11 protein-coding genes and 1 tRNA gene are annotated in these 13,893 nt (G+C 58.8%); 9 read left to right on the top strand and 3 right to left on the bottom strand.

Annotated elements, in window-relative coordinates:
* The first annotated feature begins 7 nt into the window (after positions 1 to 7).
* The 4 genes from glgA to QQJ98_RS12960 all read left to right on the top strand — a co-directional run bounded on the left by glgA (position 8) and on the right by QQJ98_RS12960 (position 6,821).
* A complete protein-coding gene (gene glgA, locus QQJ98_RS12975; protein ID WP_431307819.1) occupies positions 8 to 1,450 on the top strand; it encodes a glycogen synthase GlgA in 1,443 nt (480 codons plus the stop codon).
* Entirely contained in the window at positions 1,447 to 3,537 is a 2,091-nt protein-coding gene (gene glgX / locus QQJ98_RS12970) for a glycogen debranching protein GlgX (RefSeq protein WP_284325773.1), read from the top strand. Before glgA ends, glgX begins: the two co-directional genes overlap by 4 nt.
* On the top strand, positions 3,534 to 5,171 hold the full coding sequence (locus QQJ98_RS12965; RefSeq protein ID WP_284325772.1) for an alpha-D-glucose phosphate-specific phosphoglucomutase: 1,638 nt from the start codon (positions 3,534 to 3,536) through the stop codon (positions 5,169 to 5,171). Before glgX ends, QQJ98_RS12965 begins: the two co-directional genes overlap by 4 nt.
* A 117-nt stretch (positions 5,172 to 5,288) precedes the next feature.
* Positions 5,289 to 6,821 carry a trimethylamine methyltransferase family protein gene (locus tag QQJ98_RS12960; RefSeq protein ID WP_284325771.1) on the top strand — a complete coding sequence of 511 codons (1,533 nt, stop codon included), beginning with the start codon at positions 5,289 to 5,291 and terminating at the stop codon, positions 6,819 to 6,821.
* A gap of 139 nt (positions 6,822 to 6,960) precedes the next feature.
* On the opposite strand, the gene QQJ98_RS12955 is transcribed toward QQJ98_RS12960, so the two are convergent.
* Positions 6,961 to 7,422 carry a lytic transglycosylase domain-containing protein gene (locus tag QQJ98_RS12955; RefSeq protein ID WP_284325770.1) on the bottom strand — a complete coding sequence of 154 codons (462 nt, stop codon included), beginning with the start codon at positions 7,420 to 7,422 and terminating at the stop codon, positions 6,961 to 6,963.
* A 288-nt stretch (positions 7,423 to 7,710) separates the two neighbouring features.
* On the opposite strand from QQJ98_RS12955, the gene QQJ98_RS12950 reads away from it, so the two are divergent.
* From QQJ98_RS12950 to pgi, 4 genes are all read left to right on the top strand, one after another.
* Entirely contained in the window at positions 7,711 to 8,295 is a 585-nt protein-coding gene (locus QQJ98_RS12950) for an HNH endonuclease (protein WP_284325769.1), read from the top strand.
* Positions 8,296 to 8,522: 227 nt separating this feature from the next.
* Positions 8,523 to 9,977, top strand: a complete 1,455-nt coding sequence (gene zwf, locus QQJ98_RS12945) for a glucose-6-phosphate dehydrogenase (protein WP_284325768.1) — start codon at positions 8,523 to 8,525, stop codon at positions 9,975 to 9,977.
* Positions 9,974 to 10,645 carry a 6-phosphogluconolactonase gene (gene pgl / locus QQJ98_RS12940; protein WP_284325767.1) on the top strand — a complete coding sequence of 224 codons (672 nt, stop codon included), beginning with the start codon at positions 9,974 to 9,976 and terminating at the stop codon, positions 10,643 to 10,645. The genes zwf and pgl overlap by 4 nt, the downstream gene beginning before the upstream one ends.
* 15 nt (positions 10,646 to 10,660) lie before the next feature.
* Complete coding sequence (pgi, locus tag QQJ98_RS12935; protein WP_284325766.1) at positions 10,661 to 12,262, top strand: glucose-6-phosphate isomerase; 1,602 nt, start codon at positions 10,661 to 10,663, stop codon at positions 12,260 to 12,262.
* Positions 12,263 to 12,343: 81 nt separating this feature from the next.
* Here pgi and QQJ98_RS12930 read toward each other — a convergent pair whose 3' ends face one another.
* Positions 12,344 to 12,694 carry a RidA family protein gene (locus tag QQJ98_RS12930; RefSeq protein WP_284325765.1) on the bottom strand — a complete coding sequence of 117 codons (351 nt, stop codon included), beginning with the start codon at positions 12,692 to 12,694 and terminating at the stop codon, positions 12,344 to 12,346.
* A 227-nt stretch (positions 12,695 to 12,921) separates the two neighbouring features.
* Between QQJ98_RS12930 and QQJ98_RS12925 the strand changes: the two genes are divergently transcribed.
* Positions 12,922 to 13,368 (top strand): hypothetical protein, encoded by a 447-nt coding sequence (locus QQJ98_RS12925; protein ID WP_284325764.1) that lies wholly within the window; start codon positions 12,922 to 12,924, stop codon positions 13,366 to 13,368.
* Between the two features lie 190 nt (positions 13,369 to 13,558).
* Here the strand turns inward: QQJ98_RS12925 and QQJ98_RS12920 are convergent.
* Positions 13,559 to 13,632: transfer RNA gene (locus tag QQJ98_RS12920), tRNA-Gly, on the bottom strand.
* Positions 13,633 to 13,893 lie beyond the last annotated feature (261 nt).

Genomic DNA, 13,893 nt, shown 5'->3' with positions numbered 1-13,893 from the left:
GATGATCATGCAGAACTCGGTTGAAATACGCGGGCGGGTGTTGTCGGTGGCGTCGGAATGTGTGCCGCTGATCAAGACTGGCGGTCTGGCGGATGTGGTTGGAGCGCTCCCGGGGGCATTGGCGAAAGTCGGTTGGGATATGCGGGTTTTATTGCCTGCTTATCGCAGCTTACGCCCCCGTCTTGAGGAATTAGATGAGGTTTGGTTTGAGCAAAACCTGTTTGGCGGCGATGCGCGCGTTATGGCGGGTGAGATCGACGGTTTGCAGGTGATGCTGCTGGACGCGCCGCACCTTTATGACCGCGAGGGCGGACCCTATGCGGGTCCGGGTGGGGATTGGTTTGACAACGCGCGCCGGTTTGCGGCCTTGTCCTGGGTGGCTGCGCGGATGGCGCGCGATGGTATTGACGGCTGGAAAGCTGACATCCTGCACTGCCACGACTGGCAATCGGGATTTGCCCCGGCCTATTTGAGCTATGGTGGCACGGGGGGCGTGGCGTCGGTGATGACCGTGCATAATATTGCGTTTCAGGGCTGGGCTCCGGCGCAGGCGCTGGCGGATCTGCGGCTGCCCTATGATCAGTTTTATCCCGGCGCTTTGGAGTATTATGGTGGCTTGTCCAGTCTCAAGGCGGGTTTGGTCTATGCTGACCGCATCACCACGGTTTCGCCAAATTATGCCGCCGAGTTGATGCGGCCCGAGTTTGGCATGGGTATGGAGGGCGTTTTGGCGCAGCGGGCGGGGGTGGTGTCTGGCATTTTGAATGGTGTTGATACCGCTGTGTGGTCGCCAGAGGTGGAACCCGTGCCTTACACGCTGAAATCGCTAAAGGGCAAAGCGACCAATCGCGCGGCATTTTGTGCCGAAATGGGTTTGGATGTGCCAGGGCCTTTGGCTGTGCTGGTCAGCCGATTGACCGATCAAAAGGGCATTGATTTGCTGGAGGCTTGCATCCCCGATTTTATCGCGGGCGGGGGGGGATTGGCGATTTTAGGCTCGGGCGAGGCTACGCTAGAGGCGGCGGTGCGCCGGCTTGAAGCGCGGTTTCCGGGCCGGGTTTCGGTGCGCATTGGCTATGACGAAGCCTACAGTCATCGCTTGTTTGCGGCAGGCGACGCTGTTTTGGTGCCTAGCCGGTTCGAGCCTTGTGGTCTGACGCAAATGTATGGGCTTGCTTATGGCACTGTGCCACTTGTGTCTTTGGTGGGTGGGCTTGCCGATACAGTGATCCATGCCAGCCCAGCTGCGGTGACGGCAGGCGTGGCGACAGGGGTTGTGTTCCATCCTGTTGATGCGACTGGATTTGGTCAGGCTTTGCGGCAATTGGTGCAGCTTTACGGCAATAAGCCCGTTTGGGCGCAGCTGCAGAAAAACGCCATGAAACAGCCGGTCGGATGGGAGGCTTCTGCAAGCGCCTATGCAACTTTGTATGAGGGTATGCTGGCGTGAGCCTTTCTGGATACGCGACATCTGCGGGGCGACCGTGGCCTATGGGGGCCACGTTGACCGACGATGGCGTAAATTTCGCGGTGTTTTCCGCGCATGCCACCGCGTTAGAACTGTGCTTATATTCCGCGGACGGACGCCGCGAACAGGCACGGCTGGAATTCGCGGATCGCGAGGGCGATATCTGGCATCTGCATGTGGCGGGTTTGTCGGCGGGCCAGCTTTACGGCTTACGAGCGTCTGGACCCTATGCGCCGGATGAAGGTCAACGCTTTAACCCGCACAAGCTTTTGATCGACCCCTATGCGCGCGGGCTTGCCGGGCGGTTGCGTTGGTCTGATGCTTTGATGGGCTACAAGATCGGGGCCTCCCGCGGTGATGGATCTTTTGATCCGCGTGACAGCGCTTTTGCCGTGCCGAAATCGGTCGTTGTGGACCCCGGTTTTCACTGGGGCAATGACCGCGCACCACAAGTGCCAATGGCCGATACGGTCATTTACGAAGCGCATGTCAAAGCGCTGACCATGCGGCATCCGGCGATTCCGCAGGCGATGCGCGGCACCTACGCAGGCCTCGCGCATCCGGTGATGATTGAGCATTTCAAGCGCCTTGGCGTCACCACGATCGAGCTTTTGCCGGTGCAGGCCTATTTCGACGACCGCTTTCTGGTCGCCAAGGGCCTACGCAACCACTGGGGCTATCAGACAATGGGTTTCTTTGCGCCCGAGCAGCGCTATGGTGGTGCGGCACCTTTGCGCGAATTGCAGACGATGGTGAAAACCCTGCATGCCGCCGGGCTCGAAGTGGTGCTGGACGTAGTCTACAACCACACCGGCGAAGGCGATGCCTGGGGGCCGACGCTGTCGTTTCGCGGCTTGGATAATGTTAGTTATTACCGCCTGATCCATGGCGGACGGCACTATGCAAATGATGCGGGCACTGGAAATACGCTTGATCTGACCAACCCAGCGGTGCTGCGCATGGTGATGGATTCACTGCGCTATTGGGTGCAAGAAGTGCATATCGACGGGTTCCGCTTTGATCTGTGCTCTGTATTGGGGCGCGAGCCTGCGGGTTTTGATCCGCAGGGTGGCTTTTTCGACGCGATCCGCCAAGATCCGGTGCTGGCGCGCGTCAAACTGATTGCCGAGCCTTGGGATATTGGCCCCGGTGGCTATCAGCTTGGAGCCTATCCACCGCCGTTTTCGGAATGGAACGACAAGTACCGCGACGGTGTGCGGCGGTTCTGGCGCAATGACGCGGGCCTTGCACCTGAATTCTCGCGGCGGCTGATGGGCTCGGCAGATAAGTTTGACCATTCGCGACGCCCTGCCACGGCTTCGGTGAATTTCATCACATCGCATGATGGTTTCACGCTGGAAGATCTGGTGACTTATACCATCAAGCGCAATCTCGCCAATGGCGAGGAAAACCGCGATGGCCATGACGACAATCACGCCGATAACATGGGCGTCGAAGGGCCAAGCCTTGATCCCACCATTCGCGCCGCGCGTGATCTGCGCAAGCGCAACCTGCTGGCCACGCTGCTGCTTAGCCAAGGCACGCCGATGCTGCTTGCGGGCGACGAATTGGGCCATTCGCAGGCTGGCAACAACAATGCTTACGCGCAAGATAATGATCTGACGCGCATTGATTGGGCCTCGGCGGATGTCGAACTGGTGGATTTCGTGCGCCAATTGACGGCTCTGCGCAAAGCGCATCCGGTGTTACGGCAGCGCCGGTTCTTGCATGCGCAAAAACGGTTGTCGGATGGTCTGCCGGATGCAATTTGGCGTCGTGCAGATGCGGCAATCCTGACGCCAAATGATTGGAATGACCCAAGTTTCCGCTGCATCGGACTAGAGCTGCGCATGGCCGCCGAGGGTCCGGATGTCGCAGATGCATTGTATCTGGTGTTTAATGGCGGCGGCAAGGCGGCGTTGCGCTTGCCCGAAACGGCGCCGCAATGGCGGTTGGTGCTGGACAGCACGCGACCGGCGCTTGTGCCCGAACCCCATGTCGCGCGGCTTGATATGCCGCCGCAATCTGTTTTCGTCTTTGAACCGCTGCTTACCGGAGGTGCCGTATGACCACTATTTCCACCAAACCTATCGCGGGGCAAAAGCCCGGCACGTCCGGTCTGCGTAAAAAGACCCCGGTTTTCATGGCGCCGCATTACCTTGAAAATTTCGTGCAGTCGATTTTTGATGTGGTGGGCACCCGTACTCAGGACGGACGCGGCAAAACCTTTGTGCTGGGCGGTGACGGGCGCTATTTCAACGACACGGCCGCCCAAGTGATCTTGCGGATGGCGGCAGCGAATGGGGCGCATCGGGTGATCATCGGGCAGGGGGCTTTGCTGTCTACGCCTGCCGCTAGCCACCTGATCCGGCTGAACAAGACCGATGGCGGCATCATCATGTCTGCGTCGCACAATCCCGGCGGTCCGAATGAGGATTTCGGCGTCAAGTTCAATATGTCGAATGGCGGACCCGCGCCAGAAGGCGTAACCGAGGCGATGTACAAACGTACGACAGAAATCACCGCCTATCATATTCTGGAAACCGCCGACATTGATCTGTCAAAGATTGGCCGCACCGCGGTGGGTGAGATGATTGTCGATGTGGTGGACCCGGTTTCTGATTACGCGGCGCTGATGGAAAGCCTGTTCGATTTCCCAGCGATTTCTGCAATGTTTAAAGGTGGATTTCGGATGCGGATGGACAGTATGTGCGCCATCACCGGGCCCTATGCTGTGGAAATCCTTGAAAAACGCCTTGGCGCTGCGGCTGGAACCTGTGTGAATGCAACACCGTTGCCCGATTTTGGCGGCATGCATCCCGACCCCAACCCCACTTGGGCCAAGGCGCTGATGGACGAGATGTTTGGCCCAAATGCACCGGATTTCGGTGCGGCCAGCGACGGCGACGGGGATCGCAACATGGTTGTGGGGGCGGGGGCTTATGTCTCGCCATCAGACAGTCTCGCGGTGCTGGCGGCCAACGCCCATCTGGCCCCCGGCTACAAGGCGGGGCTCAAAGGTGTTGCGCGATCTATGCCAACTTCCGCTGCTGCGGACCGGGTTGCGGCGTCGCTGGGCATTGCCTCGTACGAGACTCCGACGGGTTGGAAATTTTTCGGAAACCTCTTGGATGCAGGCCGTGCCACCATCTGCGGTGAAGAAAGTTTTGGCACGGGATCGGACCATGTGCGCGAAAAAGACGGGCTTTGGGCGATCCTATTGTGGCTGAACATCCTTGCCGTGCGCAAGCAGTCGGTTGCAGCGATCCTTGCCGAGCATTGGGCGAAGTTTGGCCGCAACTATTACAGCCGACATGACTTCGAGGCGATAGCCTCTGACAAAGCCGATGCAATGATGGCTGAGCTGCGCGGCGCTTTGGCCACGCTTCCCGGCACAACGCTTGAAGGCCTGACCGTGCAGGCGGCCGATGATTTCGCCTATACCGATCCTGTCGACGGCTCGATCTCCAAGGCGCAAGGGGTTCGGATTTTGTTCGAGGATGGTAGCCGCATCGTGCTACGCCTTTCCGGCACTGGCACCGAAGGCGCGACTTTGCGGCTTTATCTGGAGCGTTATGCAGCGGGGCCAGATGGGCTTGATCTTGACCCGCAAATGGCGCTCGCGCCAGTAATCCGCGCCGCCCATACTTTGGCCCAGATCGAAAGCTTTACGGGCCGCGTTGCGCCTGATGTCATCACCTGATGCACAAATGTCGGTTTCCGCTGCATAGGGGCGGAAACTGACCTTCAACAGTCGGAGTTGACTGCGACCCGCCCCACAATCGGCGCATCCTTGACACAGGTGTCGAGGGAGAGAGCGATGACAGTGCAGGGCGTGCGATCAGGGCGGCAAGCGCGGCAGGTCGAGCGGGCGAAGAAGGGCGGCGGTATGGGGCGACCTTATATCGTGCGCAATATCCCAACGTATGATGTGCTGTCAGAGGAAAACCTGCTGAAGGTGGAACATGCCGCCGACCGGATTTTGGCAGAAACCGGCATCGAGTTTCGCGATGATGCCGTGGCGCTAGAACACTGGAAGCGGGCGGGTGCTAAGGTAGACGGCTTGCTGGTGAAATTCGAGCCAGGCATGTTGCGGGAGATCCTGAAATCCGCCCCGTCCGAGTTCACCCAACATGCCCGCAACCCGGCCAATTCGGTGCGGATCGGCGGCAAAAACGTGGTCTTCGCGCCCGCCTACGGCTCGCCCTTCGTGATGGATCTGGACCGTGGGCGGCGGTTTGGCACCTTGGAAGATTTCCAGAATTTTATCAGACTGGCGCAGTCCAGCCCGAATTTCCACCACTCTGGCGGCACGATCTGCGAGCCGACCGATATTCCGGTGAACAAGCGGCACCTTGATATGGTGATGGCGCATTTGACCTTGTCGGATCGTCCGTTCATGGGGTCGGTGACCTCGGAGGAGCGCGCCGAGGACAGTATCGAGATGGGCCGTATTGCCTTTGGCAGCGATTTTGTCGACCAGAATTGCGTGATCCTTGGCAACGTCAATGTTAACTCTCCGCTGGTCTGGGACGGCACCATGACCAACGCGTTGCGGGCCTATGCGCGGGCAAATCAGGCGGCGGTGATTGTGCCGTTTATCCTTGGTGGCGCGATGGGGCCGGTGACGTCTGCGGGGGGGATTGCGCAATCTTTGGCTGAGACGATGGCGGGATGTGCGCTGACGCAGTTGGAGAGAAAAGGCGCTCCGGTTATTTTCGGCAACTTTCTGTCCTCGATGAGTCTGCGGTCGGGCAGCCCGACGTTTGGCACGCCGGAACCGGCTATCGGCAGCATGGTGATCGGGCAGTTGGCGCGGCGGTTGGGGTTGCCGTTGCGCTGCTCGGGGAACTTCACCACCTCAAAGCTGCCGGATGCGCAGGCGATGATGGAGGGGACGATGTCGATGCTGGCAGCAATCCATTGCGGGGCGAATTTCATCCTACATTCGGCGGGCTTCCTTGATGGCTTGCTGAGCATGTCTTACGAGAAATTCATGCTGGATGCGGACCTTTGTGGAAGCCTGCATTCTTATCTGGATGGCGTCAAAATCGACGATGATCAGCTGGCTGTTGACGCCTTTGCAGAGGTTGGGCCGGGCAATCATTTCTTTGGCTGCTCGCACACGATGGCGCATTATGAAACCGCGTTCTGGGACAGTGATCTGTCCGACAATGAGCCGTTTGAAAAGTGGGAGGCGGCAGGGTCGCATGATGCGGCGTATCGGGCGAACAAGCTGTGGAAAAAGCGGCTGGCAGAGTTTGAGGCCCCAAGCCTGGACGCTGGCATTGCCCAGGGTTTGCAGGAGTTCGTGGCTGCGAAAAAGGCCGGGATGGGAGACGCCTGGTATTGAGGTCCCAACTCGGGGCCAAATAAAGTCAAGCCTTTACAAGGGCTTGACCTTGCCATTTTAACATAAAATTAACACTTCTGCCCCTCGCGACCGATTTCTGACACAGAAATCGTGCACGGAAAACGGCTGCGTTTTCCTCCTAGCCCCGCAGGCCGGTCGCATCCAACAAGCCCATGCGCTTGGCTTCATAGTAATAACCTTTGGCATACCACATCATCGCGCGGTCCTCATTGCCGCGCGAGACCAGCCAAGCGCCACGCAGATATTTGCCAGCGTAGTGCAGATTGGTTTCTGCATCGAGCAAGCCTTCGGGCCGCCCCTTGTAACCCATCGTCGCCGCAGTTTGCGGGTGGATTTGCAAGAGCCCATAATAGGGCCCATTGCGCGCGCCGGCATTATAGCCGCTTTCGCGCCGGATCTGACGGTGCAACAGGCTTTCGGGGATCTCGTGTATCTTCGCCCATTTGGCGATCAGCGCGTGCATCTGTGGCGTGTCACCCGATGCGGGCGGCAGTTTCGGCTCTGGTTTGCGGCCACCACAAGCGGCCAGCGCTATGGTGCTTAATCCAAGCGAAAGCAGGGTGCGGCGCGACAATTGCATCAGAACATCCTTTGGGTTTTTCGCGTGATAGCGGGGCGGGGCGGTTGTGGGAAGGGCCATGAGCCGCAATAGGCGGGAAATGCGCTAGAGGCGTTGCTGATTGCCCAAACCTTTATCGCCCAAAACTTGATCGTGGGGCCGGATTGCACGCATTGTCATCCTGTTGTGATCAAGCCAGGCGAGATTGCCGCATATCTTGGGCTTGTGCTTCGCAAATCGCCAGATATGGTTGGCTAAAGATCACTACAGCCTGTTGACGACTGTTTAATACACGGAGTCTCTTGCGGAATGGATGGCGATTTTAGGACACAGTTTACCCGCGACCCGGCCAGCCTGAAACATTTTCCGGCGCTGGTGCTGAACGCGGATTTCAGGCCGCTGAGCTATTACCCGCTTTCGCTGTGGCCTTGGCAAGAGGCGATCAAGGCGGCGGTGCTGGACCGGGTGCAGATCCTTGCGGAATATGATCAGGTGGTGCGCAGCCAGCGACAAGAGTTCCGCATACCTTCGGTCGTGGTGTTGAAAGATTTTGTAAGACCCCAAAAGCGCGTGGCCTTCACGCGCTTTAATCTTTTTCTGCGTGACGCGTTTTGCTGCCAGTATTGCGGAGCCAAGGGCGATCTGACCTTTGACCATGTGCTGCCGCGATCAAAAGGCGGGGTTACCAGTTGGGAGAATGTGGTGGCGGCATGCTCGCCCTGCAATTTGCGCAAAGGCTCGCGGACGCTGAAACAGGCTGGGCTGCATCTGGCGAAAGTGCCACGGATGCCGACTGCCGATGAGATGCAGGCGCATGGCCGACGCTTTCCGCCGAACCATCTGCATGACAGCTGGATGGATTATCTGTATTGGGATGCGGAATTGGATGCTTGACGCGGCGCGCCGTCGGCTTTGCAAGCCTGTGCCATGCACAATCGTGCAAACCGTGGATTTGGCCAGTGCCGAAAGGGTTTGATTTATTCTGCCATGCAGCAAGCGCTTTCGGCTGACATAGAAGCAGTGCTAGACTTGCGGGGATGGCGGCGTTAAAAGAGCGTCGTTAGCGCTAACAGCGCACTGCAGCTCTGGCCCAAATCTGGCCCAAACTTCGAGGTAAGCCAATGGTTTCGCGAGTCATTCCGGTGGATGCTTTTGATCTGGTGATCTTTGGCGGCACCGGCGATCTGGCCAAGCGCAAGATTCTACCGGGGCTTTATCGCCGTTTCATGGCTGGGCAGATGACGGAAAACAGCCGGATCATCGGGGCTGCGCGTGCCGATCTGAACGACGATTCGTTCCGGGCTTTGGTGGGCGAAGCGATTGAGGAATTCGTGCCCAAAGATCGGCAGGATGCGAAGATCATCGCGCAGTTCCTTGAAAAGATTGCTTATGTCTCGATTGATGCGACGGGCGAAGGTGGCTGGGCCAAACTGCGCGGGATGATGCGCGAGGGCGTGGTGCGGGCGTTTTACTTTTCGGTTGCGCCCAGCCTGTTTGGCGCGATTGCCGAGCGGTTGCATCTGAATGAGATCGCAGATGCGCAAAGCCGGATCGTGGTGGAAAAGCCGTTCGGGCGGGATCTGGCCTCGGCCAAGGCGTTGAACGCTGTGCTGGCCAAGCATTTCACCGAAGCGCAGATTTACCGGATTGACCATTATCTTGGCAAGGAAACCGTGCAGAATCTGATGGCGGTGCGGTTCGCCAATATTCTGTTCGAGCCGCTCTGGAAGGCTGAATACGTCGATCATGTGCAGATTACCGTGGCGGAAACTGTGTCGGTTGACGGGCGTGGGGCCTATTACGACAAGTCGGGTGCGATGCGAGATATGGTGCAGAACCATATGATGCAGCTTTTGTGTCTGATTGCGATGGAGCCGCCCTATCACTTTGACCCTGACGCGGTGCGCGACGAAAAGCTGAAAGTTATCCGGGCGCTGGACCCCGTGAAGCCCGAACATATCGTGCGCGGTCAGTATAATGCGGGGGGCGGTGAAGGCTCTTACATCGAACATTCGGAAGACCCCTCCAGCAAGACCGAAAGCTATATCGCGCTGAAGGTGAAAGTGTCGAACTGGCGCTGGCAGGGCACGCCGTTTTATCTGCGGACGGGGAAACGGCTGCGGGCGCGGGCCTCGGAAATCGCGATTACCTTCAAAGAGCCGCCACATTCGATCTTTGACGATGCCTCGGGCTGGCGCGAAAACGTGCTGGTGATCCGGCTGCAACCGAATGAAGGCATGGAATTGCAGGTGATGATCAAGGAACCGGGGCCGGGCGGTATGCGTCTGATGCAGGTGCCGCTGGACATGAGTTTTGCGGCTGCTTTGGGGGATGAGGCCGATGATGTGCCGGATGCGTATGAGCGCTTGATCATGGATGTGATCCGCGGCAATCAGACCCTGTTCATGCGGGGCGACGAAGTAGAGGCTGCTTGGGCCTGGACAGATCCGTTGATCCAAGGCTGGGAAGCGCGGGGCGACAAGCCGCAGGGCTATGATCCGGGGTCAAGCGGGCCAGAGGATGCGTTGATGTTGATGCACCGCGATGGGCGTCGCTGGCGGGAGATCAAGGGATGAATTTCGTATCCTACCCTGACCGCGAATTCATGATGCTGGAACTGGCAGGCAAGATTGCCAGCCAGCTTTCTGAGGCGCTGAGCATGCATGGCCGCGCCTCGTTCTCGGTGCCGGGGGGCACGACGCCGGGGCCTATTTTTGATATTTTGTCGGGGGTTAACCTTGACTGGGCCAATGTCTCGGTAATCTTGAATGACGAGCGTTGGGTGGGCGAGGACAATCCGCGCTCTAACACGCGGCTGCTGAAGGAGCGGTTGTTGGTTAACAAGGCGGCTGCGGCGATGCTGGTGCCGCTTTACGCTGAAGCGGCCGAGCCGGAATCGGTGCTGGGAGCGCTGGCCGAAGGGGTCGCGCCGCATCTGCCGCTGACGGTTTTGCTGCTGGGCATGGGCAGTGACATGCACACCGCGAGCTTGTTTCCGGGCGCTGACCGGTTGGCGGAGGCGATGGCTGCCGATGCGCCCTTGGTGATGCCGATGCGGGCCGAGGCTGCGGGCGAGCCGCGCATCACCCTGACGGTGCCGGTTCTGGCCGGGGCGATGAATATTCATATCCTGATCACCGGCGCTGAAAAGCGCGCGGCGATTGAGGCAGCGGCGCATCTGCCGGCGCTTGAAGCGCCGATCCGGGTGGTGCTTGACAATGCAACGGTCCATTGGGCCGAATAGAAAGCGGAGTGGCTGATGTCGGAAAAATGGCAAGCGTTGAGAGATCATGCGACCAGCGTGGCGCGGCGGCCGATTGTATCGCTGTTTGAGGCACCCGGACGGGCGCAGGCTTTCAGCGTAGATGCGGGCGCGGCGCGTCTTGATTATTCCAAGACCAATATTGACGAGCAGACCAAAGCGATGCTGCTGACCTTGGCCGAAGTCTCGGGCGTGGCGGAAAAGCGGGCGGCGATGTTTGGCGGCGAGAAAATCAACGACACCGAAGGCCGCGCAGTGCTGCATACCGCGTTGCGCGCCGGGATTGAGGCCAAGGTGTTCACCGATGGCGTTGATGTCATGCCCGAGATTCGCAAAACCAAAGCCCGGATGGCGATTTTCACCCGCGAAGTGCGCACCGGTAAGTTCGTCGGCCAAGGCGGCAAAATCACCGATGTTGTCAATATCGGCATTGGCGGTTCAGACTTGGGCCCGGCGATGGTCACTTTGGCTCTGGCGCCGTTCCACGATGGCCCGCGCGTGCATTACGTTAGCAATGTCGATGGCGCGCATATTTCGGACGTGCTGAAGGGATTGAACCCGGAAACCACTTTGGTGATCGTGGCCTCGAAAACCTTCACCACGATTGAAACCATGACCAATGCCGAAACGGCGCGGGCCTGGATGGCGAAGAAAGTTACCACGCCAGCGAAGCAATTCGCAGCGGTGTCCACGGCTGCCGACAAAACGGCGGCGTTCGGCATTGATAGCACACGGGTGTTCGGCTTTGAAGATTGGGTCGGCGGGCGCTATTCGGTCTGGGGACCGATTGGTCTCGCGGTGATGCTGGCAATCGGGCCGGAAGCGTTTGAGGATTTCCTTGCTGGTGGCCGCGCAATGGATGACCATTTCCTGACCGAGCCGTTTGCGCAGAACATGCCGGTGTTGCTGGCTTTGGTCGGCATCTGGCACAATCAGGTTTGCGGCCATGCCAGCCGCGCGGTTCTACCCTATGATCAACGGCTTAGCCGCTTGCCTGCCTATTTGCAGCAGCTGGAAATGGAAAGCAACGGCAAGTCGGTGGCGATGGATGGCTCGGATCTTCCGACCCATTCCGGCCCGGTGGTGTGGGGCGAGCCCGGCACCAACGGCCAGCATGCGTTTTATCAGCTGATCCACCAAGGCACCCGGGTTGTGCCGTGTGAATTCATGGTGGCCAAGCAGGGACACGAGCCGGATCTGGCGCATCAGCACCTGCTGCTGGTGTCAAACTGCCTTGCGCAATCCGAGGCTTTGATGCGCGGCCGCAGTCTGAATGAGGCCCGCGCAATCATGCAGAAAAAGGGTGCAGTGGGTGACGAGTTGGAACGTCAGGCGCGGCATCGGGTGTTTCCGGGCAACCGGCCCTCGACCACTTTGGTTTATCCGAAGCTTACGCCGTTTGTGCTGGGCCAGATCATCGCACTCTATGAGCATCGGGTGTTCGTCGAAGGCGTGATCCTTGGGCTGAACTCTTTCGATCAATGGGGCGTCGAATTGGGCAAAGAGCTGGCGCTTGCACTGCAGCCGATCCTTGAGGGCGGCGATGTCAGCGGCAAGGATGGCTCTACGCAGGCTTTGGTGGAATATCTGCGGGTATAAGTTCATCGCGGATTTGCGGTTATCTTTTGTGCGCAAATATCCTTTGGGCGGTAAGGGGGGCGGAAAGCCCCCCTTGTTGTTTCACTTCAAAGCAGCGGTCACGATGATTTCGACCAGATAATCTGGCGTTGCCAGTTTGGCTTCGCCCGTGGCACGCGCCGGAGTGTTGCCTGCCGGAACCCAAGCATCCCAAACCGCATTCATTTCGTCAAAGCTGGCAATGTCGGCCAGCCAGATCTGGACGGACAGGATACGGGTCTTATCGGTGCCAGCCTCGGCCAGAACGCGATCAACTTCTGCCAGACAATCCTTGGTCTGCTGGGCGACACTGGCACCCGGCGTACCGATTTGGCCAGCCAGCCAGACGATGCCATTGTAGGCCACCGCCTCGGACATCCGCGCGCCTGCGCCAATACGTTTGATCTCGGTCATTCGATTTCCTTTCTGAAAGCTGTCGATTGCTAACGCAGCTGGCGGCAAAGGGGAAGGGTTCCACAAACGCGCGGGTGTAATCGGCACGGTGTGCGGGGTTTACGGCGGCAAGCCAGATCGTGCCGAGGCGCGCAAATTCGGGTGATCTGCTGCTGCGGCGCGTTGCGTGGACGCACAGGATCGCGTAAGGCGAGCATTGTCCGAATTGAAGCAGTGAAAGATGACCGATGCCCTTGCGCCTTGTTAGCCTTGTTGCGGTTCTGGCCCTAAGCGCTTGCGGCTCTAGCAGCGATATGCAGCTTTACCCGACCGCTGGGCCGTTTTCGCAGCAGACACCGCCACCGGTGATCCACGCCACGGCCGAGACCAGCGACGGGACTTCGGGCGCGCTCAGCTTCAGGCTGCCCGACCGCACCAAATGCAGCGGCACTTGGTCGGCTTTGGCGCCGAAAGTGGTGTCACGCTCGCGCGGGCTATCGCTGAGCCTGCGTGGCCCGGGTGGCAATGTGGGCAACAAGACCGAATCCGTCGGCGGCATCAATCCGGGCGAGATTTATGCGGTGTGCAAGGATGGCACCGTGGTGCAGGGCAAGTTCATGATGGGCTCCAGCACCACCAGCGGCACCGGCACCGCCACCGATACCCGAGGCAACACCTACAAACTGTTGTTCTAAGTCGCGCTTGCGTGCAGCTAAAACGGCGACCTCTGAAGGGGGCGCGGTTTTTTTTGTGGGTTGGGGATGTTTGGCTTGGATATTTGGCGGGGCAGGCGGCATGGAGAGCCCGCTTTTTCTGGGCTGTGATCAAAGCCGGATGCGCTATCACAATGCAATAGCGTAGCGTTATCAATGGTTTGTGTTGGATTGGAGCGGGTGAAGGGAATCGAACCCTCGTCACTTGCTTGGGAAGCAAAAGCTCTACCATTGAGCTACACCCGCACTGCCAGTCTGAATATCCTCAGACTACAGAAAGCGCAAGACGCCGCGCGCCAAACTACTACCAGATTTACGCCTTCAATGAGGACTTTGCACCTCGCCAACCAGAAGGGTGAGCGGGAAGCAAGTGTCGCGAAGGTCGTTCCGGTCCATGGCGTTCGATTACATTCGGATCAAGCCTGACCTGCGACAAAGTTGTACTTACGGGCCTTGAATAGCCCCTAGATTTGTAGACGCCTTGCTTGGTAATTTTGGAAGCAAGGA

Origin of the sequence: Cypionkella aquatica (assembly GCF_030161095.1) — a bacterium.
GTDB classification, from domain to species: Bacteria; Pseudomonadota; Alphaproteobacteria; order Rhodobacterales; family Rhodobacteraceae; genus Cypionkella; species Cypionkella aquatica.
Note: the sequence above shows the minus strand (reverse complement) of the source record. Positions and strands in the feature narration are given on the sequence as shown.